Origin of the sequence: Pseudomonas azotoformans (assembly GCF_001579805.1) — a bacterium.
GTDB classification, from domain to species: Bacteria; Pseudomonadota; Gammaproteobacteria; order Pseudomonadales; family Pseudomonadaceae; genus Aquipseudomonas; species Aquipseudomonas azotoformans_A.
The window spans coordinates 1,140,098-1,161,112 of record NZ_CP014546.1 but is presented as its reverse complement, the minus strand read 5'-3'; the positions used below and the strand labels follow the sequence as shown (position 1 = coordinate 1,161,112).

The following is a 21,015-nucleotide window of genomic DNA, read 5'->3' as shown; positions in this document are numbered from 1 at the left end:
AACGACGTTGGGCCGATTGTAACGGTGTTGTCACCGATAAGAACGGTTTCACTGCTGATCAAACAAAGGATTTGTTACCGAATCCCCAGGCGTTACTCGTAATACTTCCGCCATCGTGGTCTGCCCCGCCTCGACCTTTTGCAGGCCGGCCATGCGCAGGCTGCACATGCCTTGGGCAATCGCCGCCTGGCGCAGCGCCTGCACATCGGCGCCGGGCGTGATCAGCGTCTTGAGCGCTTCGTTGAGCACCATGATTTCGTACACACCGGCTCGGCCCCGATAACCGCTGTGTCGACATTCCACGCATCCGACCGCCTCATTGACCCCACCCAGCGTCCGCTTGCAGTGAGGACACAAAACCCGCACCAACCGCTGTGCCATCACCCCCAACAGTGTGGCCTTGATCAAATAGTGAGCAATGCCCAGTTCCTGCAAGCGGCTGATGGCGCTGGGCGCGTCGTTGGTATGCAAGGTCGACAGCACCAGATGCCCGGTCAGTGCGGCCTGGATCGCCATCTCGGCGGTCTCCTGGTCGCGGATCTCGCCAATCATGATGATGTCCGGATCCTGGCGCAGCAGGGCGCGGATGCCGCTGGCGAAGGTCAGGTCGATGTTGTGCTGCACCTGCATCTGGTTGAACGCCGGTTCGACCATCTCGACGGGATCCTCCACGGTGCACAGGTTGACCTCCCGGGTCGCCAGTTGCCTGAGCGTGGTGTAGAGCGTGCTGGTCTTGCCTGAACCGGTCGGGCCGGTCACCAGGATGATGCCGTGGGTCTGGCGCGTCATGGATTGCCAGCGTTGCTGGTCATCCGCCGATAAACCCAGCTGGTCAAAGCCCTTGAGCAGCACCTGCGGGTCGAAAATCCGCATCACCAGCTTCTCGCCAAACGCCGTGGGCAAGGTGGAAAGGCGCAGTTCAACTTCCGCGCCCGCCGGGCTTTTGGTCTTGACCCGGCCGTCCTGGGGCCTGCGTTTTTCTGCCACGTTCATGCGACCCAGGCTTTTCAGGCGGCTGACCACCGCCATCGTTACCTGGGCCGGGAACTGATAGACGTCGTGCAGCAGCCCGTCGATGCGAAAGCGCACACGCCCCTGTTCACGGCAGGGCTCGATATGGATATCGCTGGCGCGCTGGGCGAACGCGTATTGCAGTAGCCAATCGACGATATTGACGATGTGCGCGTCGTTGGCATCCGGCTCCTGGTCGCTGGCGCCCAGGTTGAGCAGGTCGACATTGCCAGGCGCCGCGACCTTCTGATCGGCGCCGCTGACGGACTTCGCCAGCCGGTAGAACTCACCGATGCAGCGCGTAATATCCTGGGGATTGGCGACCACGCGCGTGATCGAACGCTTGAGCACCTGCGAGAGCCCGGCTTCCCAGCTGCTGACATGGGGCTGGGCGCTGGCGACCGTGACGGTTTGCGCATCCACCGCCACCGCGAGGATGGCGTGACGCTGGGCGAATGCGTGGGACATCAGCGGCACCACCGTCGCCACGTCGATCTTTAACGGGTCGATGCGCAGATAGGGTTGCCCGGCCTGTTGGGCGAGCCATTCGGTCAGGGTTTCCAGGCACGGGCCTTGGGCTGCGATGCTCTCCAAGGGGTGCTGAGTGTTGCTGGCCGGCAATGCCGACAAGCGTTGGGCGAGTTCAGGCGTGATCAGCCGCCCTTCGACCAAAGCCGGCAACAGCTGATGCAGTTCCAATCGTTGATCAACCGGCATGAAGGTTTTCCTGGGGGGCAGTGGGTGTAAATCCCAGGCTAGCCAGCCGATGAGTATCTGCCTCCCAGCGTGTATTGCAGGCTTTTACTGGGCGACCGCCACCACCGCTTGAGGCCCCATGGAGTCAGCCGACCACATATCCAGCGTGCACACGCTGATCAGGTTTCGAATCTTTTCACCGACCACTTGGGCGCGGTGCCAGCTCAGGCCATCCATCACGATGTCGATGTTCAGCACGTCATCTTTCCGATTCACCGTGACCTGTCGCGGCGTGAGGAATTGCAGCGCGAAATAGTTAAGGACCCTGCACAGCACGTCCGGCTCCGCCTCAGTGACTATCCGGTAATGCGCCTGGCAATGGGCGTTGCTGACGGCCCACGCATCGACGCGGGTAACAGTGTGAGTGGTTTCGACGGCGTGCATGGGAAAGCTCCAGATTCGACTGGGGAAATTTTTACATTCGACAAGGGAGATTTCTTATCTAAGATGGGCCTGTTTGAAGGTTAATTGAATTAATCAATTCAAGATAAGCGTTATAGAAGGTATTTATATGCACAGCGAGTTGGACGTCTACGACCGCCGTATCCTGGCCCTGCTGCAAGAGGACGCCTCGCTGTCGAGTGCGCAGATCGCCGAGCAGGTCGGCTTATCCCAGTCACCGTGCTGGCGGCGTATTCAACGGCTTAAGGAAGAGGGGGTGATTCGCGGTCAGGTGACGTTGCTGGACCGCAAGAAGATCGGCCTCAACACGCAGATTTTCGCCGAGGTCAAACTCAACGCCCACGGCCGCTCCAACTTCACCGAGTTCACCGACGCGATTCGCGGGTTTCCGGAAGTGCTGGAGTGTTATGTGTTGATGGGGGCGGTGGATTTTCTGCTGCGCATCGTCACCTCGGACATCGAGGCGTATGAGCGGTTTTTCTTCGAGAAGTTGTCGATGGTGCCGGGGATTCAGGAGGTCAATTCGATTGTGGCGTTGTCGGAGATCAAGTCCACCACCAGCCTGCCAGTATTGCGCTGACAGGCTGGAGACAGCGATTTTACAGACGCAGCAGCGTCTTCCACGCACGGTTCTGATACACCGCAATCGCTTGATGCATCCGTGCATCCAGCGACTCATCGGTGATCGGCTGGTTGGCCAGTTGTGCCAACTTGTTCAGCTCGCCGTACAGACGGTCCAGCTCCGGGATGTCGACCACCTGACGTGCATGGTGCAACCAGGCTTGGATGCGTTCGATGCGCGGCAGCTGCTCGGCCAGGTCTTCCGGCTGTTGCTGGTAACGCGGCAGTTGCAGGGCGACGGCGTCGTCGGCCAGCAGGCGTGGCAGCCAGTTGGTGATTTGCGCAGCGCCTTGGCGGTTGCCACGTACGTTGCGGTCGGCGGTCCAGGTCCGGGCCAGCAGCCAGCGTGAAGCGTTCAGTGAGAACAGGCCCCAGCGCACGTCTTCCAGTTCTTCGGCGAATTGTTCCGGTGCGGCTTTGCGAATGTCTTCGTCGTCGTCACCGGCTTGTACCAGTGGGCGCCAGTCTTCCAACAGGGCATCCAGTGCGCTGCGCAGTTCGCTGGTGGATTGGCGTGGCGCGGCTTGGCCGAGGCTGCCGATCAGGGCGCGCAGTTCGCCAAGGTTGTCGACCCAGTCTTGCAACAGGCGCCAGTGGCCATTGAAACGGTATTGCTCAGCCAGGCGCTGGCTGCTGCCCAGCAGGTGCCACATGATGGCGGCGAAGGCGTCGTCCAGCGGCATTTCAGCGTGGATCTGCGGCGCCGGCAGGCTCAGGGAATAGCTGCTGGCGTCGTACAGGCGGTAGCCGCGCTCGGCCTTGCTGATATCGCACGGCATCAGGGCCAGGGTGGCGGCCAGTTCGGCGGCCAACTCCAGCAGTGCAGCCGGTTCGCCTTCGCGCAGTTCCAGTTCCAGCTCGCAGATTTCTTCTTTTTGCTTGCCGACCACCACGTGGCCCAGGTCCAGGGCGGCTTCGATGACCACCTTGGCCTTGCCACGGCCCCAGGCGATTTCGGCGCGTTCACGCACGAAGTCGGTGGTGAAGATCGGCTTGAGGGTCTTTTTGTCCAGCTCGGCCAGTTGCTCGGGCCAGCATTCGCCGTCGAGTTTCTTCACGTCGAGCTTGGCTTTAGGCAGTTCCCAGTTGTACTCGTTGCGTTCCGACAAGCCGGCGACGCTTTGGCCACGGGTCTTGAGGGTCTGGATGATGTCGTCACCGTCCTTGCGCAGGCGCAGGGCGACTTTGGCCTGGGCCAGGTCGCGCTCGGGGGTGTCGAAATACTGGTTCATCAACTCACGGCGTTCCCAGCCACTTTTGTTGCGTTTTTTCAGCAGCGGGTGCTCACGCAGCGCGGCGAGGGTCTCGCGGCTGACGCGAAGCTTGATTTCAGTTTCTTTTTGCATGGCCGGTACATCCAGGATCGGGAGCGCAGCCGGGGAAAAGAGTGGCTGCCAAGGTCGTGCAGTGTACAGGACTGAGCCCGGCAACGTGCCGCAACGGTTTATTGTGTCGTGCAGATGGCTCTATAGTGGGGCTCATCCGGGAAGTCGAGAGGCCGCGCATGCCATTACCGTCCATGAAAGAGCAGTTCGCCGCGCTGATTGCCGCGCCGTCGGTCAGTTGCACCCAAGCCTCTCTCGACCAGACCAACCGCCCGGTGATCGACTTGCTCGCCAGTTGGCTGGGCGACCTGGGTTTTGCCATCGACATCCAACAAGTCAGCCCCGGCAAGTTCAACCTCCTGGCCAGTTACGGCAGTGGCCCCGGCGGGCTGGTGCTGGCAGGCCATAGCGATACCGTTCCCTATGACGCCGCGCTGTGGAAGACCGATCCGCTCAAGCTGACGGAAGTCGACGGTCGTTGGGTAGGACTGGGCAGTTGCGACATGAAGGGCTTTTTCGCCCTGGCCATCGAGGCGGTGCTGCCGTTGCTGGACCAGCCGTTCAAGCAGCCGCTGTTGATCCTCGCCACCTGCGATGAAGAAAGCTCCATGTCCGGCGCCCGCGCATTGGCCGAGGCGGGGCGCCCGCTGGGCCGCGCAGCGGTGATTGGCGAGCCGACCGGGCTCAAGCCGATCCGCCTGCACAAAGGCGTAATGATGGAGCGCATCGACATCCTCGGCCAAAGCGGCCATTCGTCGGATCCCAGCCTGGGCCACAGCGCCCTTGAGGCCATGCACGACGCCATTGGCGAACTGCGCGGCCTGCGGCTGGCCTGGCAGCGCGAGTACCGCAACCCGCAATTCAGTGTGCCGCAGCCGACCCTGAACTTCGGCTGCATCCACGGTGGCGACAACCCCAACCGCATCTGCGGCCAGTGTTCCCTGGAGTTCGACCTGCGGCCGCTGCCGGGCATGGACCCGCAAGTACTGCGCGACGCTATCCGGCAGAAGCTCGTGCCCTTGGCCGAGCGCCATCAGGTCAAGATCGATTACGCGCCGCTGTTCCCCGAGGTGCCACCTTTCGAGCAGCCCGAAGATGCCGAACTGGTGCGGGTGGCGGAACGATTGACCGGCCATCGTGCCGAAGCAGTAGCGTTCGGCACCGAAGCGCCTTATCTTCAGCGCCTTGGGTGTGAAACCCTGGTGCTCGGCCCTGGCGATATCGCCTGCGCCCACCAACCGGGCGAGTACCTCGAAATGTCACGCTTGACGCCTACAGTGCGTCTATTGCGGGAACTGATCGAACATTACTGCCTGAAACCTGCATAAATTAACCCCAACCTGTTCGTACATAGAAAGGAGAGTGAGCGTGTCGCCAAGCCTGTTCCGACGATAACCATCAGCCCGCTGTGCGCTTTCACGATTCATCCTTTTTCGGCTGCTTTTTATTACAGGCCCAGGTTTTATGCCCGACTATGTTAATTGGCTTCGTCACGCGTCCCCTTACATCAACGCCCACCGCGACTGCACCTTTGTGGTCATGCTGCCTGGCGACGGTGTAGAGCATCCCAACTTCGGCAATATCGTCCACGACTTGGTGCTGCTGCACAGCCTGGGAGTGCGCTTGGTGCTGGTCCACGGTTCGCGGCCACAGATTGAAGTGCGCCTTGAAGCACGTGGCCTGATCCCGACTTATCACGAAGGCATGCGCATCACTGATGCGGCGACGCTGGAGTGTGTGATCGACGCGGTCGGCCACCTGCGCATCGCCATTGAAGCGCGCCTGTCGATGGACATGGCCTCGTCGCCGATGCAGGGCTCGCGCCTGCGGGTAACCAGCGGTAATTTCGTGACCGCACGCCCCATCGGCGTATTGGACGGCGTGGACTACCATCACACCGGCGAAGTGCGCCGCGTCGATCGCAAGGGCATCAACCGTCTGTTGGACGAACGCTCTATCGTGCTGCTGTCGCCGTTGGGCTACTCGCCGACCGGTGAAATCTTCAACCTGGCCTGCGAAGACGTCGCTACCCGCGCGGCCATCGACCTGGGTGCCGACAAGCTGTTGCTGTTTGGCGCAGACATGGGCCTGATCGATGAGAACGGTCGCCTGGTCCGCGAGCTGCGCCCACAACAAGTGCCGGCTCACTTGCAACGCCTGGGCAGCAGCAACTATCAGGCTGAACTGCTCGATGCGGCCGCCGAAGCGTGCCGGGGTGGGGTAGGGCGCAGTCATATTGTCAGCTACGCCGAAGACGGTGCCCTGCTCACCGAACTGTTCACCCGCGACGGCGGCGGTACGCTGGTGGCCCAGGAACAATTCGAGCAGGTGCGCGAAGCCGCGATTGAAGACGTGGGTGGGTTGCTCGACCTGATCAGCCCGTTGGAAGAGCAGGGCATCCTGGTGCGCCGTTCGCGGGAAGTGCTGGAGCGTGAGATCGAGCAGTTCAGCGTGGTGGAGCGCGAAGGCATGATCATCGCTTGTGCGGCGCTGTACCAGATCGCGGATTCGGACGCCGGTGAGCTGGCGTGCCTGGCGGTGAACCCGGAATACCGTCATGGCGCACGTGGCGATGTGCTGTTGGAGCGCATCCAGGCCCGTGCCCGTGCGCAGGGGTTGAAGACCTTGTTTGTGCTCACCACCCGCACCGCCCACTGGTTCCGTGAGCGGGGGTTTGTGCCGAGCAGCGTGGATCGTCTGCCGTCGGCGCGGGCGTCGCTGTACAACTATCAGCGTAATTCGAAGATTTTTGAGAAGGCCCTGTAACACTCCATTCTGTAGGCGCCATCCTGGCGCCTACAGATGTCAGGGTTTGATGAATTTATCGGTCACAAAGGCCGAATAGTCAGGCAACACCGCTTCAACCTTCCCCTGTTCCTTCAAGAACTTCGCCGTCTCCCCAATCGCCTTTGCCGTACCGCCTTTAAGCAGCGCGTCAGTTTGCTGTGCCTGGGCATCGGGGAAGGTGGTGCCGGCCAACAGCTCCGGAATGTCGGCAGCATTCGAGCCTGTCAGTTTCGCGATTTTTTGCACCGGCTCGGAATCCACCGTCCAACCGTCTTTATGGGCCGCATACCCGGCAAACGAATCCAGGGTGACCTTGGCAAACTTGGCCACTACGTCAGGATGTTTTTCCGCGAAATCTTTACGCGCTACCCACACCTCAAACGTTGGCGCACCCCACTGACCCACCTGGGCCGCGTCTGTCAGGGTCTTGCCGGTCTTGCGGATTTCTCCCAAAGCTGGCGACCACACGAAGGCACCGTCGATATCGCCGCGTTTCCACGCGGCGGCAATTTCGGCTGGCTGCAGGTTCACCACCTTGACCTGCTTGGTGTCCAGTCCCCAGTGCTTCAGCGCGCCGAGCAGGCTGTAATGAGAGGTTGAGACGAATGGCGTGGCGATGGTTTTGCCGATCAAATCCTGGGGTGCGTCAATGTGGCTGCCGTTACGCACCACCAATGCTTCAGAAGTATTGATCTGGGCCGATACGATGAACGCGACGATGGGTAGATTCCGTGAAGCCGCCGCCGCAAGGGGGCTGGAACCGAGGTTGCCGATCTGTACATCGCCGGAGGCAATGGCGGTGACGACTTCCGGCCCACTGTTGAACCGGCGCCAGGCGATTTTTTCCCCGATGGCCTTCTCATAGAGGCCGTCGGCCTGTGGGACTTTGCTGGGGTCAATGCCGGTTTGGTAGCCGATGGTTAAATCGGCGGCTTTGACACCAAAAGAAAGTATTAGTGACACAAAAACTGTAACAAATTGACGGGAGGATGTGCGTTTGGCCATGATGGCGTCGCCTTTTTGATCGTGGGTGACGTATGCAACAGTACGGCCACACTAATCGATCTAAAAAAGCGCTAACAAATACCCTTTAGGAATTAGCTTATGGAGCGGTTCGTCTACCCTGACGGGTCCGCATCATCAAAAGCCTTATTCCCAAATCGTATGAAAAAGAATGAAACAATTCTTTTTGGGTGTATGAAAAACTCATTACCCTGCAGGGACCAAATCAACTGCGATTAGACGAAGGTAGTAGACACACAAGGTTACGATTGACTTGGTAGTCACTATCTGGCGCTAATCGCGCATCTGTGGATCGAGGGCGTCAGACCCGAGACCAAAGAAATACAAAAATTAGAAATGAGAGGAGCGGTACATGAAGAAGTCCACCTTGGCACTGGCTGTAGCCCTGGGCGCAATCGCTCAGCAAGCAGGCGCTGCCGGTTTCATCGATGACAGCAAAGTAACACTGGGTCTGCGTAACTTTTACATCAACACGGACAACCGTGACTCGGCTGCTGGCACTGCTGCTAACAAGCGCGCCGGTGTTCAGAGCAAGCAGGAAGAGTGGGGCCAAGGCTTCGACCTGCGCTTCATCTCCGGTTACACCCAAGGCACCGTAGGTTTCGGCCTTGACGCAATCGGTCTGCTGGGCGTTCGCCTGGATTCCGGCGGCGGCACCAACGGCGCCACTGCGTCCTCCTACGGCGGCACTGTGTTCCCGAGCAAGTCCAATGGCGAAGCCGTTGATAACTACTCGAGCCTGGGCCTGACTGCCAAAGCCAAGATCTCCCAGACCGAGCTGAAGCTGGGTACCCTGCAGCCTAAACTGCCGGTTATCGTGACCAACGACGGTCGTCTGCTGCCGCAGACCTTCCAAGGCGGCCAGATCACTACCAACGATCTCAACAAAGACCTGACGCTGGTTGCGGGTCAGATCGAAAAAGCCAAAGGTCGTAACTCCAGCAACGTCGACAACCTGTCGATCTCGGGTGCCAACTCCCGTGGCGCCAACTGGCGTGACAGCAACAAGTTCTACTATGCCGGTGGTGACTACAAGATCACCAAGGACCTGACTGCACAGTACTACTACGGCAACCTGGAAGATTTCTACAAGCAACACTTCCTGGGCCTGACTCACAACTGGGCAATCGGCCCGGGCGTGCTGAAGTCTGACCTGCGTTACTTCAACAGCTCCGACGACGGTAAGAACGGTCACGAATCCGCCTACTTCTCGTCGGGCAACTACAGCGGTGTGAACTCCGGTCGCGGCAAGGTTGATAACAACCTGTACAGCGGTCTGTTCCTGTACACCGTTGCCGGTCACACCTTCGGTGGTGGTTACCAAGTCAGCAACGGTAGCAGCGACTTCCCTTGGTTGAACCAAGGCGACGGTTCGTCCGCTTACCTGACCACTGACATGCAGATCGCCAAGTTCGCCCGTGCTGGCGAACGTACCTGGCAAGCTCGCTACTCCTACGACTTCGCCAAGGTTGGCGTGCCTGGCCTGACCGCTGGTGTTGTGTACCTCAAAGGTACTGACATTGACACCGTCAACAGCACCCGCGCTGAGTTCACCGGCCAGTCCGAGTGGGAGCGTGACATCACTGTTGCCTACGTCGTACCAGAAGGCCTGTTCAAAAACGTTGGCGTGGCCTGGAAAAACGCTATGTGGCGCAACGATGTTGCCGCCGCGCGCGATCAGGACGAAAACCGCGTCATCGTAAGCTACACCTACGCGTTCAAGTAACTGCGTAAAACCTTGCCCGGTGCAACACCGGGCAAGGTGTTTTACTTCCAAGTCGGGCTAAACCCCCGCAAGCCCTTCCTGAACCCCTCTTTGTACAGCGTCTCAAGGCCTTCTCGAACCTTGGAAACGATGGTGCTCCTCGCCTTCGGATACGTCCAATGAACAGATTTTTAATATTCTATTATCGTCTAGATAAATCGATATTTATTCTTTTTAAATTATCCCTATTCCATGCACAGTGGGCTCCATAAGCACTCACCAGGAGCCACACCATGAGCCTAAGACTGGGCGATATCGCCCCCGACTTCGAACAGGATTCCAGCGCCGGCAAGATTCGTTTCCACGAATGGCTGGGCGATAGCTGGGGTGTGCTGTTTTCCCACCCGGCGGATTTCACCCCGGTGTGCACCACCGAGCTGGGCTTCACCGCCAAGCTCAAGGACGAATTCGCCAAGCGTGGCGTCAAGGCCATCGCCCTCTCGGTCGACCCGGTGGATTCGCACCACAAGTGGATCGAAGACATCAACGAAACCCAGAACACCCTCGTCAACTTCCCGATCCTGGCCGATGCCGATCGTAAAGTGTCCGACCTGTACGACCTGATCCATCCCAACGCCAGTGACACGCTCACGGTGCGCTCCTTGTTCGTGATCGACCCGAACAAGAAGATCCGCCTGACCATCACCTACCCGGCCAGCACCGGGCGCAACTTCCACGAAATCCTGCGGGTCATCGACTCGTTGCAGCTGACCGACAACCACAAGGTCGCCACGCCCGCCAACTGGCAGGACGGTGATGAAGTGGTGATCGTGCCGTCGCTCAGGGATGAGGAAGAGATCAAGAAACGCTTTCCGAAGGGGTATCGCGCGGTGAAGCCGTACCTGCGCCTCACGCCACAACCGAATCGCTGATCACATAGCAGGGGTTTTGAGGCCGTTTCGACGGCCTTTTTTTTCGCCTGAGATTTCATATCTCGTATATGCATTTAAAGAATAAACACATGAAAAAATAAGATTTAAAGATATATGAATCTGCTGATAAGGTCTGTTCTATCTTGGCGCCATCGCCACACAGCGAACCGCCGACACCTGCTCAAGGAATTCCTGCATGTTGGTCGTAACACTTGGAGGCAGTCCCAGCCAGCGTTCCCGCTCCGGGGTGTTGCTGGATAAAACCCGTCAGTGGTTGCAAGACAAAGGCGTAGAAGTGGTGAGTTACCAGATACGGGACTTCCCGGCTGAAGACCTGCTGCATGCGCGCTTCGACAGCCCCAAGGTCATCGACCTGTTGCAGCAAGTGGCTAACGCTGACGGCCTGGTGATCGCCACGCCGGTGTACAAGGCTTCGTTTTCCGGTGCGCTGAAAACCGTGCTGGACCTGCTGCCCGAGCGCGCCCTGGCCCACAAGATCGTGTTGCCGATGGCTACCGGTGGCAGCATCGCCCACATGCTGGCGGTGGACTATGCCTTGAAGCCGGTGCTGTCGGCGCTGAAGGCCCAGGAATTGCTCCACGGCATCTTTGCCGAAGACAGCCAGATCGCCTACGGCGAAGGCAGCGCCCAGGCGCAACTGGTGCCGGTACTTGAACACCGTTTGCACGAAGCCCTGGAAACGCTCTACGGCGCCATGGCCCGTCGCCCGAAACCGCTGGACCCCCATGTGTTGAATGAACGTTTGTTGAGTGCTCGCTGGAGCATTTAAGCCACACCGAAATGTAAAAAAACTCACCTTACTCAGCCGCCAACGGCCAAGCAGGTGCAGCCAACCCCCTGAACGCATTATTTGGAGAGAGCGCCATGCGCACTGTCATCTTGCGTCGTGGTCTGGTCGCACTGTTTGCTGCGGCTGTGTCCTTCGGCGCCATTGTTCAAGCCCAAGCCGCCGAGACCCTGCGGATCGGTTATCAGAAGTACGGCACGCTGGTGCTGCTCAAGGCCAAGGGCACCTTGGAAAAACGCCTGGCTGCCCAAGGTGTGAACGTGCAGTGGACCGAGTTCCCTGGCGGCCCGCAATTGCTCGAAGGCCTGAACGTCGGCTCCATCGACTTCGGCGTCACCGGCGAAACCCCGCCCGTCTTCGCCCAGGCCGCCGGTGCCGACTTGCTCTACGTCGCCTACGAGCCACCTGCACCGACCAGCGAAGCGATCCTGGTGCCGAAAGACTCACCGATCAAATCCGTGGCCGAACTCAAGGGCAAGAAAATCGTCCTGAACAAAGGCTCCAACGTGCATTACCTGCTAGTGCGTGCCCTGGAAGACGCCGGCCTGAAATACACCGATGTGCAGACCGTGTTCCTGCCGCCCGCCGACGCGCGTGCGGCCTTCGAGCGCGGCAGCGTGGACGCGTGGGTCATCTGGGACCCGTACCAGGCCGCCGCCGAGAAACAACTGCAAGCGCGCACCCTGCGTGACGGCACCGGTATCGCGGACAACCACCAGTTTTACCTGGCGACCAAGCCTTACGCTGAAAAACACCCTGAAGTGGTCAAGGCGCTGATCGAAGAAGTGCGCGCCGTGGGCGAATGGTCCAAGGCCAACCCGCAGGAAGTGACTGAACAAGTCGCACCTCTGCTCGGTTTGCCAGCCGACATCACCCTGACTTCGGTGAAACGCCAAGGCTACGGCGCGCTGTTCCTGACCCCAGAAGTGGTGGCCGCCCAGCAGAAAATTGCCGACAGCTTCTACCAGCTCAAATTGATCCCCAAGCCCTTGAACATCAAGGACGTGATCTGGACACCCCCCGCCGCCGTGGCCAAAGCGCCGTAATCCGATTTCTTCAGGAGACAACTCCATGAGCCTCAATATTTTCTGGTTCCTGCCTACCCACGGCGACGGCCATTACCTTGGCACCGCCGAAGGCGCTCGCGCCGTCGACCACGGTTACCTGCAGCAAGTGGCCCAGGCCGCTGACCGTCTGGGTTTCGGCGGGGTGCTGATCCCTACCGGCCGCTCCTGCGAAGACTCGTGGTTGGTGGCGGCCTCGCTGATCCCGGTGACCCAGCGTCTGAAATTCCTGGTTGCCCTGCGCCCCGGGATCATTTCCCCGACGGTGGCCGCGCGTCAGGCCGCGACCCTGGACCGACTGTCCGGCGGGCGTGCCTTGTTCAATCTGGTCACTGGGGGTGACCCGGAAGAATTGGCCGGCGACGGCTTGTTCCTTAGCCACGAAGAGCGCTATCAGGCCTCGGTGGAATTCACGCGCATCTGGCGCCGTGTGCTGGAAGGCGAAACCGTGGATTACGACGGTGAGCACATCAGCGTCAAAGGCGCCAAGCTGCTGTATCCGCCGATCCAGCAACCGCGTCCGCCGCTGTACTTCGGTGGTTCTTCCGAGGCGGCCCAGGACCTGGCGGCCGAGCAAGTGGAAATGGTGCTGACCTGGGGTGAGCCGCCTGCCGCCGTTGCGGAAAAGATCGCACAGGTGCGGGCCAAGGCCGAGAACCTCGGCCGTACCCTGCGCTTCGGCATTCGCTTGCATGTGATCGTTCGTGAAACCAACGAAGAGGCATGGAAAGCCGCCGACAAATTGATCTCCCATGTGGACGACGACACCATCGCCCGCGCCCAGGCCTCGTTGTCGCGCTTTGACTCGGTAGGCCAGCAACGCATGGCCGCGTTGCACGGCGGCAGCCGCGACAACCTGGAAGTCAGCCCCAACCTGTGGGCCGGCGTCGGCCTGGTGCGTGGCGGTGCAGGCACCGCGCTGGTGGGTGATGGCCCAACCGTGGCGGCACGCGTGAAGGAATACGCCGCCCTGGGCATCGACACCTTTATTTTCTCCGGTTATCCACACCTGGAAGAGTCGTATCGCGTCGCGGAGCTGCTGTTCCCACACCTGGATATCGAACGTCCCGAGCTGCCGAAAAGCGCCGGTTACGTCAGCCCGTTCGGCGAAATGGTCGCCAACGACATCCTTCCCAAAGCTGCGTCGGCGAGCTGAGGCAGCCCATGAACTATGAAAAATTGAGTCATCGCGTGGCGCCTTGGGTGCTGCCGATTTTGTTACTCGCGGTGTGGCAGCTGTCGGTGTCGGCGGGTTGGTTGTCGACCCGCATTCTGCCGGCACCCAGTGCCGTGATCGCCGCCGGTGTCCACTTGGTTGCCAGCGGCGAAATCTGGACTCACCTGGCCATCAGTGGCTGGCGCGCGGGCCTGGGTTTCGTGATTGGTGGCAGTATCGGCCTGGCCCTGGGCTTTATCACCGGCCTGTCGAAGTGGGGCGAACGCCTGCTGGACAGTTCGGTGCAGATGATCCGCAACGTGCCGCATTTGGCGCTGATTCCGCTGGTGATCCTGTGGTTTGGCATTGATGAGACGGCGAAGATTTTCCTGGTCGCCCTCGGCACGCTGTTCCCGATTTACCTCAACACCTACCACGGCATCCGCAACGTCGACCCGGCGCTGGTGGAAATGTCGCGCAGCTACGGCTTGTCCGGGTTCAGCCTGTTCCGGCAGGTGATCCTGCCGGGCGCGCTGCCATCGATTTTGGTGGGCGTGCGCTTTGCCCTGGGTTTCATGTGGCTGACGCTGATCGTGGCGGAAACCATCTCCGCCAGTTCCGGTATCGGTTACCTGGCGATGAACGCCCGCGAATTCCTGCAAACCGACGTGGTGGTACTGGCCATTGTCATGTACGCGATCCTCGGCAAGCTGGCCGATCTGGCGGCGCGCGGTCTGGAGCGTGTGTGGCTGCGCTGGCATCCGGCGTATCAAGTGAATAAAGGAGGTGCGGCATGACAGCTCAACAACCCCCGCGCCTGCTCAAGGGCATTCCCCTCGCGGTTCGCAAGCTGCGCAAGGCCTTTGGTGCGCGCGAAGTGCTCAAGGACATCGACCTGCATATTCCGGCCGGGCAATTCGTAGCAGTGGTCGGGCGCAGTGGTTGCGGCAAAAGTACTTTGCTGCGCCTGCTGGCCGGCCTGGATAAGGCCAGCGGCGGCGAACTGCTGGCCGGTTCCGCGCCGTTGAGCGAAGCGATTGAAGACACGCGGTTGATGTTCCAGGAGGCGCGCCTGCTGCCCTGGAAAAAGATCATCGACAACGTCGGCCTGGGCCTTAAAGGCAACTGGCGCCCCAAAGCGTTGGAAGCCCTGGAAGCGGTCGGCCTGGCCGAGCGCGCCAATGAATGGCCAGCGGCGCTGTCCGGCGGGCAGAAGCAACGCGTGGCCTTGGCCCGTGCGCTGATCCACCAGCCGCGCTTGCTGCTGCTGGATGAGCCGTTGGGTGCGCTGGATGCCTTGACCCGTATCGAGATGCAGCAACTGATCGAAAACCTCTGGCAAAAGCACGGCTTCACAGTGTTGCTGGTCACCCACGACGTCAGCGAAGCCGTGGCGATTGCCGACCGGGTGATCCTGATCGAAGACGGCGAAATCGGTTTGGACCTGATCGTCGACCTGCCACGCCCACGCGCCCGCGGCTCACATCGCCTGGCCGCACTGGAAGCTGAAGTGCTCAACCGTGTGTTGTCCCTGCCGGGCTCACCGCCGGAACCTGAACCTGTTTCACCGCTGCCTACGCAATTGCGCTGGGCTCAATAACTCACTTGTCCTACGAAGAGAGAACGACATGACTATTAAAGCGATCAACGTGCGTAACCAGTTCAAAGGCACCATCAAGGAAATCGTCGAAGGCGACGTGCTGTCGGAAATCGACGTGCAGACTGCGTCCGGTATCGTGACATCCGTGATCACTACCCGCTCGGTCAAAGAGCTGGAACTGGTGATTGGCAGTGAGGTGATTGCGTTTGTGAAATCGACTGAGGTGTCGATCGCCAAGTTGTGATCATGCTACCTCCTGTAGGGGCCGGCAAACCGGCACCTACAGTTGTGTGCGTTTGGACAGGTAGGGCGGCAGGTACAGCCCCACATACGCATCAAACACCCGCATCCCTTCCTCCGCCATACGCGGCGTGATCAACCCATGCTGATGCACCGAGCGTGCATACACGCGGTCGCTCAACTCCAGGGCCAACGCAAACACGTCCACATCATTCGGTAGCGTCGGCACTTCAAAGTGACGGTTGAACACCGTGAGCATCAAATCGCCCAATTCCAGATCGTGCTGACGATCCGCCTGGGTCACTTCCGTCAGCCCATGCTGGGCCAGGATCAACTGGCGAGCAGCGGCATCTTGATCGTAGACCGTGAGCATGCGCTGCTCGACGATGCAGGACAGGTCGCGCCAATGCTTGAGTGAGTCATGGTCGATGGGCGCCTGGATAGCGGCCCGAAATGCGCCGTGAACGTCAGCGGTCAAGGCTTCCAACAACGCCGGCACACTGGCGAAAAAGTGATACACCGACGACGGCGGGATCTGCGCCCGCTCGGCCACGCTATAGATCGACAAACTCGCCACGCCTTCGGCGGCCAGCAAAGTGCGGGCGGCGTCGAGGATCGCGTCGATCCGGGCCTGGCTGCGGGCGCGGGGTTTGCGAGGGGCGGCGGGGCGGGTGGTCATGGAAGTCTCCTACAAGGCAGCGGGCATTGTATTAGAGAACACCATAAAAAATGCCGCAGGCCATTCAGCCTGCGGCATTCTTTTATTGCAGCCGCCGTTTAGACGGTATGCAGGTACCAGTTGTACTCAAGGTCGGAGATGGAGTGTTCGAACTCTTCCAGCTCACTTTCCTTACAGGCGACGAAGATATCGATGTATTTAGGATCGATGTACTTGGCCATCACCTCGCTGTCGTCCAACTCGCGCAGGGCATCGCGCAGGTTGTTCGGCAGGCTCTGTTCGTTCTGCTCGTAGCTGTTGCCTTCCACGGGGGCGCCAGGCTCGATCTTGTTGGTCAGGCCGTGGTGCACGCCTGCCAGGACCGAAGCCATCAGCAGGTAAGGGTTGGCGTCGGCGCCGGCCACGCGGTGTTCGATACGTACGGCATCGGACGAGCCGGTCGGTACGCGGATCGCCACGGTGCGGTTATCCAGGCCCCAGCACGGCGAGTTCGGCACGTAGAACTGTGCGCCGAAACGACGGTAGGAGTTGACGTTGGGGCACAGGAACGCCATTTGGGCGGGCAGGGTCTCGAGCACACCGCCGATCGCGTGACGCAATGCGGCGTTCTGCTCGGGATCCTCGCTGGCAAAGATGTTCTTGCCGTCCTTGTCCAGAATGGAGATGTGTACGTGCAAACCGTTGCCTGCCTGGCCTGGGTAAGGCTTGGCCATGAAGGTGGTGTCCATCTCATGGTCGTAGGCGATGTTCTTGATCAGGCGCTTGAGCAGTACCGCGTAGTCGCAGGCCTTGATCGGGTCGGCGACGTGGTGCAGGTTCACTTCGAACTGCGCCGGGGCACTTTCCTTGACGATGGCGTCGGCCGGGATGCCTTGCTCTTTGGCACCTTCCAGGATGTCCTGGAGGCAGTCGACGTATTCGTCGAGGTCGTCGATCAGGTAGACCTGTGTCGAGTGCGGGCGTTTGCCGGAGATCGGCGAGCGGGGCGGTTGTGGGCGGCCGTTCACGTTCTCCTGGTCGATCAGGTAGAACTCAAGCTCGAAGGCTGCGCAGATGGTCAGACCGAGGTCGTCAAATTTGCTTACAACTTGGCGGAGCACTTCGCGCGGATCGGCGAAGAAAGGTTCACCTTCAAGTTCGTGCATGGTCATCAGCAGTTGCGCGGTAGGGCGCTTTTGCCACGGCTCATTGCACAGGGTGTCGGGGATCGGATAACAGATTCGGTCAGCATCACCGATGTCCAGGCCCAGACCGGTGCTTTCCACCGTAGAGCCGTTGATATCCAGGGCAAATAAAGAGGCAGGCAGGTTAATGCCCTTCTCGTAAACCTTGTGGAGGCTGGTGCGTTCGATGCGCTTGCCGCGCACCACACCATTCATATCCGCAATTAGAAGGTCTACGTACAGAACCTCAGGATGATCCTTAAGGAACGCGTTCGCTTCGTTAAGCTGAACGGCACGCGGGGGTACCGACATGATGCAACACCTTTGTTGTTAAAAATATCAATCATTGATCTTTTCTGGTTTCAGTCAACCCGAACGGCATGCCGAAGTCAAGCGAGGCCTTTTTTGCCCTAAAAAAGCGCTGCGATGGCTTTTTTGGGGCTTTTTGGGGCGGTTTTTCGGGTTTGAGGGACTTGGGACTAGCAGGCTTGAGCGGCCCGTGTTGTATTTTTTACGGGGGTGTTGTGTAAAAAAATGAACAAGGCTAAGCTCGATTCAAACCCATAACAGCAATAATACCGGGGTGCTTCATGTTTCACCTGCCGCCCAACGGCGTCTTGGCCTGCTTCAGCCAGGCTGTGTCATCCGTACTTTCCTCCCGCGTGAATGCCCGCGCACCGGCCAATATTCTTGACGCCCGGGCCGACCTCTTTTTTGCCTCCTCATTTGCCACCGAACGGCCTGCGCCTCGCATGCTGCTCAAGATTGCGCACAACTTTGGCGTGAGGAATGCAACGCTGCAGCAAATGGCAGGTAAGCTCCTACCCTGAACGAAAAAACGACGCGGATGCTGCGTCAACCAACGCCTGGCCTTTAACGGACGCCAGGAAACCCAGCCCAGAGGCATTTATGAGTAACAACCTCGACCAGCTCACCGATTGGTTGAAAGACCACAAGATCACAGAAGTCGAATGCATGATTGGCGACCTCACCGGCATCACCCGGGGCAAGATCTCGCCGACCAACAAGTTCATCGCCGAGAAAGGCATGCGCCTGCCCGAGAGCGTTCTGTTGCAGACCGTGACCGGCGACTATGTCGAAGACGACATCTACTACGAATTGCTCGACCCGGCCGACATCGACATGATCTGCCGCCCCGACCAGAACGCGGTGTACCTGGTGCCCTGGGCCATCGAGCCTACCGCCCAGGTGATCCACGACACCTACGACAAGCAAGGCAACCCGATCGAGCTGTCGCCGCGCAACGTGCTCAAGAAAGTCCTCAAGCTCTATGCCGACCGCGGCTGGCAGCCCATCGTGGCGCCGGAGATGGAGTTCTACCTGACTAAACGCTGCGAAGACCCGGACTTCCCGCTGCAACCGCCGATTGGCCGTTCCGGTCGCCCGGAAACCGGTCGCCAGTCCTTCTCTATAGAAGCCGCCAACGAATTCGACCCATTGTTCGAAGACGTCTACGACTGGTGCGAACTGCAGGAGCTGGACCTCGACACCCTGATCCACGAAGACGGCACCGCGCAGATGGAAATCAACTTCCGTCACGGCGATGCACTGTCCCTGGCCGACCAGATCCTGGTGTTCAAGCGCACCATGCGTGAGGCCGCGCTCAAGCACAACGTGGCCGCCACCTTCATGGCCAAGCCCATGACCGGCGAGCCTGGCAGCGCGATGCACCTGCACCAGAGCATCATCGACATCGCCACCGGCAAGAACGTCTTTTCCAATGAAGACGGGACCATGAGCCAGCTGTTCCTCAACCACATTGGTGGCCTGCAGAAATTCATCCCTGAATTGCTCCCGCTGTTTGCCCCCAACGTGAACTCGTTCCGCCGCTTCCTGCCCGACACCTCGGCGCCGGTCAACGTGGAATGGGGCGAAGAAAACCGCACCGTCGGCCTGCGTGTACCGGATGCCGGCCCGCAGAACCGCCGTGTGGAAAACCGCCTGCCGGGCGCCGACGCCAACCCATACCTGGCGATTGCCGCCAGCTTGTTGTGCGGCTACATCGGCATGGTCGAAGGCCATAACCCGAGCGCGCCAGTGGTGGGTCGTGGTTATGAGCGACGCAACCTGCGCCTGCCGTTGACCATCGAAGACGCCCTGGAACGCATGGAAAACAGCAAGACCATCGAGAAATACCTGGGTCAGAAATTCATCACAGGCTACGTCGCGGTCAAGCGGGCCGAGCATGAAAACTTCAAGCGCGTGATCAGTTCGTGGGAGCGGGAATTCCTGCTCTTCGCCGTCTGATGCGCCGGGCGCGCCCTTTAAACGGCGCGCCCTTCACTGAAAAGTCTAGGAGATTGGTATGTCCAGCAACAACCCGCAAACCCGTGAATGGCAAGCCTTGAGCAGTGAGCACCACCTGGCGCCGTTCAGCGACTTCAAGCAATTGAAAGAGAAAGGCCCGCGCATCATTACCAAAGCCCACGGCGTCTACCTGTGGGACAGCGAAGGCAACAAGATCCTCGACGGCATGGCCGGCCTGTGGTGCGTGGCGATCGGTTACGGTCGCGATGAACTGGCTGACGCCGCCGCCAAGCAAATGAAAGAACTGCCGTACTACAACCTGTTCTTCCAGACCGCTCACCCGCCGGTGCTGGAACTGGCCAAGGCCATTTCCGACATCGCGCCGGCCGGCATGAACCACGTGTTCTTCACCGGTTCCGGCTCCGAAGGCAACGACACCATGTTGCGCATGGTCCGCCACTACTGGGCGATCAAAGGCCAGCCGAACAAGAAAACCATCATCAGCCGCAAGAATGGCTACCACGGCAGCACCGTGGCCGGCGCCAGCCTGGGCGGCATGACCTATATGCATGAGCAAGGCGACTTGCCGATCCCAGGCATCAGCCACATCGCCCAGCCGTACTGGTTTGGCGAAGGCGGCGACATGAGCCCGGAAGAATTCGGCGTGTGGGCCGCCAACCAGCTGGAAGAGAAGATTCTGGAACTGGGCGTGGACAACGTCGGTGCCTTTATTGCCGAGCCGATCCAGGGCGCCGGTGGCGTGATCGTGCCGCCCGCGACTTACTGGCCGCGCATCAAGGAAATCCTCGCCAAGTACGACATCCTGTTTGTCGCGGACGAAGTGATCTGCGGTTTCGGCCGTACCGGTGAGTGGTTCGGTAGCGATTTCTACGACCTCAAGCCCGACATGATGACCATCGCCAAGGGCCTGACCTCGGGCTACATCCCCATGGGCGGCCTGATCGTGCGCGATGAAGTGGTGGACGTGCTTAATGAAGGCGGTGATTTCAACCACGGTTTCACCTATTCCGGTCACCCGGTTGCCGCCGCGGTGGCGCTGGAAAACATCCGCATCATGCGCGATGAAAAAATCGTTAACCGTGTCCACGACGAAACGGCACCGTATTTGCAGAAACGTCTGAGGGAATTGGCGGATCATCCGCTGGTGGGCGAAGTGCGCGGTGTGGGTATGCTCGGTGCCATTGAACTGGTGCAGGACAAAGCCACCCGCAAGCGTTACGAAGGCAAGGGCGTCGGCATGATCTGCCGTACGTTCTGCTTCGAAAATGGCCTGATCATGCGCGCCGTGGGCGACACCATGATCATTTCGCCACCGCTGGTGATCAGCAAGGCAGAAATCGACGAGCTGGTGACCAAGGCTCGCCAGTGCCTGGACCTGACTTTGGCGGCATTGCAGGGCTAAGTGCTAGGCTCAGAACGCAGCGGCTTCGGGCGCTGCGTCTGAGTGGTTATAA

Annotated in this window: 20 protein-coding genes; 14 read left to right on the top strand and 6 right to left on the bottom strand. The window is 59.8% G+C overall.

Translation table 11 applies throughout. The features are described 5' to 3' along the window. Positions 1–48: 48 nt before the first annotated feature. Both AYR47_RS05515 and AYR47_RS05510 read right to left on the bottom strand, forming a co-directional pair. Complete coding sequence (locus tag AYR47_RS05515) at positions 49–1,728, bottom strand: GspE/PulE family protein (protein ID WP_033897553.1); 1,680 nt, start codon at positions 1,726–1,728, stop codon at positions 49–51. Between the two features lie 84 nt (positions 1,729–1,812). Next, entirely contained in the window at positions 1,813–2,151 is a 339-nt protein-coding gene (locus AYR47_RS05510) for a hypothetical protein (protein WP_061434544.1), read from the bottom strand. A gap of 127 nt (positions 2,152–2,278) precedes the next feature. Here AYR47_RS05510 and AYR47_RS05505 point away from each other — a divergent pair, with 127 nt between their 5' ends. After that, entirely contained in the window at positions 2,279–2,749 is a 471-nt protein-coding gene (locus AYR47_RS05505) for an Lrp/AsnC family transcriptional regulator (protein WP_033897555.1), read from the top strand. Between the two features lie 19 nt (positions 2,750–2,768). Here AYR47_RS05505 and AYR47_RS05500 read toward each other — a convergent pair whose 3' ends face one another. Beyond that, on the bottom strand, positions 2,769–4,136 hold the full coding sequence (locus AYR47_RS05500) for a CYTH domain-containing protein (RefSeq protein WP_061434543.1): 1,368 nt from the start codon (positions 4,134–4,136) through the stop codon (positions 2,769–2,771). A gap of 158 nt (positions 4,137–4,294) precedes the next feature. On the opposite strand from AYR47_RS05500, the gene argE reads away from it, so the two are divergent. Both argE and argA read left to right on the top strand, forming a co-directional pair. Continuing rightward, positions 4,295–5,443 carry an acetylornithine deacetylase gene (gene argE / locus AYR47_RS05495; RefSeq protein ID WP_033897557.1) on the top strand — a complete coding sequence of 383 codons (1,149 nt, stop codon included), beginning with the start codon at positions 4,295–4,297 and terminating at the stop codon, positions 5,441–5,443. Positions 5,444–5,579: 136 nt separating this feature from the next. Further along, entirely contained in the window at positions 5,580–6,881 is a 1,302-nt protein-coding gene (gene argA / locus AYR47_RS05490; protein ID WP_016978985.1) for an amino-acid N-acetyltransferase, read from the top strand. Positions 6,882–6,920: 39 nt separating this feature from the next. Here the strand turns inward: argA and tauA are convergent, their stop codons facing one another. Then, a complete protein-coding gene (gene tauA, locus AYR47_RS05485; protein ID WP_033897558.1) occupies positions 6,921–7,907 on the bottom strand; it encodes a taurine ABC transporter substrate-binding protein in 987 nt (328 codons plus the stop codon). Positions 7,908–8,277: 370 nt separating this feature from the next. Here tauA and AYR47_RS05480 point away from each other — a divergent pair, with 370 nt between their 5' ends. From AYR47_RS05480 to AYR47_RS05445, 8 genes are all read left to right on the top strand, one after another. After that, complete coding sequence (locus tag AYR47_RS05480) at positions 8,278–9,651, top strand: OprD family porin (RefSeq protein WP_033897559.1); 1,374 nt, start codon at positions 8,278–8,280, stop codon at positions 9,649–9,651. A gap of 272 nt (positions 9,652–9,923) precedes the next feature. Beyond that, positions 9,924–10,562: a peroxiredoxin gene (locus AYR47_RS05475; protein WP_061434541.1), complete on the top strand. Its 639-nt coding sequence runs from the start codon at positions 9,924–9,926 to the stop codon at positions 10,560–10,562. Positions 10,563–10,758: 196 nt separating this feature from the next. Continuing rightward, positions 10,759–11,352 carry an NADPH-dependent FMN reductase gene (gene ssuE, locus AYR47_RS05470; RefSeq protein ID WP_015886424.1) on the top strand — a complete coding sequence of 198 codons (594 nt, stop codon included), beginning with the start codon at positions 10,759–10,761 and terminating at the stop codon, positions 11,350–11,352. Between the two features lie 95 nt (positions 11,353–11,447). Next, the gene (locus AYR47_RS05465) at positions 11,448–12,416 is read left to right on the top strand and encodes a sulfonate ABC transporter substrate-binding protein (RefSeq protein ID WP_016978990.1); all 969 of its coding nucleotides are present in this window, start codon (positions 11,448–11,450) and stop codon (positions 12,414–12,416) included. A 25-nt stretch (positions 12,417–12,441) separates the two neighbouring features. Further along, a complete protein-coding gene (gene ssuD, locus AYR47_RS05460) occupies positions 12,442–13,590 on the top strand; it encodes an FMNH2-dependent alkanesulfonate monooxygenase (protein ID WP_033897561.1) in 1,149 nt (382 codons plus the stop codon). Between the two features lie 8 nt (positions 13,591–13,598). After that, the gene (gene ssuC / locus AYR47_RS05455; protein ID WP_016978992.1) at positions 13,599–14,387 is read left to right on the top strand and encodes an aliphatic sulfonate ABC transporter permease SsuC; all 789 of its coding nucleotides are present in this window, start codon (positions 13,599–13,601) and stop codon (positions 14,385–14,387) included. Further along, positions 14,384–15,190, top strand: coding sequence for an aliphatic sulfonates ABC transporter ATP-binding protein (gene ssuB, locus AYR47_RS05450; protein ID WP_016978995.1), 807 nt, complete (start codon positions 14,384–14,386; stop codon positions 15,188–15,190). Before ssuC ends, ssuB begins: the two co-directional genes overlap by 4 nt. 28 nt (positions 15,191–15,218) lie before the next feature. Continuing rightward, a complete protein-coding gene (locus AYR47_RS05445) occupies positions 15,219–15,434 on the top strand; it encodes a TOBE domain-containing protein (RefSeq protein ID WP_003213899.1) in 216 nt (71 codons plus the stop codon). Positions 15,435–15,470: 36 nt separating this feature from the next. Here AYR47_RS05445 and AYR47_RS05440 read toward each other — a convergent pair whose 3' ends face one another. Together AYR47_RS05440 and AYR47_RS05435 are read right to left on the bottom strand one after the other, a co-directional pair. Next, entirely contained in the window at positions 15,471–16,109 is a 639-nt protein-coding gene (locus AYR47_RS05440; RefSeq protein WP_033897562.1) for a TetR/AcrR family transcriptional regulator, read from the bottom strand. 98 nt (positions 16,110–16,207) lie between these two features. After that, positions 16,208–17,584: a glutamine synthetase family protein gene (locus tag AYR47_RS05435; RefSeq protein WP_003213894.1), complete on the bottom strand. Its 1,377-nt coding sequence runs from the start codon at positions 17,582–17,584 to the stop codon at positions 16,208–16,210. Between the two features lie 278 nt (positions 17,585–17,862). Here AYR47_RS05435 and AYR47_RS05430 point away from each other — a divergent pair, with 278 nt between their 5' ends. The 3 genes from AYR47_RS05430 to AYR47_RS05420 all read left to right on the top strand — a co-directional run bounded on the left by AYR47_RS05430 (position 17,863) and on the right by AYR47_RS05420 (position 20,963). Further along, complete coding sequence (locus tag AYR47_RS05430; protein WP_033897563.1) at positions 17,863–18,102, top strand: hypothetical protein; 240 nt, start codon at positions 17,863–17,865, stop codon at positions 18,100–18,102. A 79-nt stretch (positions 18,103–18,181) separates the two neighbouring features. Then, on the top strand, positions 18,182–19,540 hold the full coding sequence (locus AYR47_RS05425) for a glutamine synthetase family protein (RefSeq protein ID WP_028618371.1): 1,359 nt from the start codon (positions 18,182–18,184) through the stop codon (positions 19,538–19,540). Positions 19,541–19,598: 58 nt separating this feature from the next. After that, the gene (locus AYR47_RS05420; protein WP_061434539.1) at positions 19,599–20,963 is read left to right on the top strand and encodes an aspartate aminotransferase family protein; all 1,365 of its coding nucleotides are present in this window, start codon (positions 19,599–19,601) and stop codon (positions 20,961–20,963) included. Positions 20,964–21,015 lie beyond the last annotated feature (52 nt).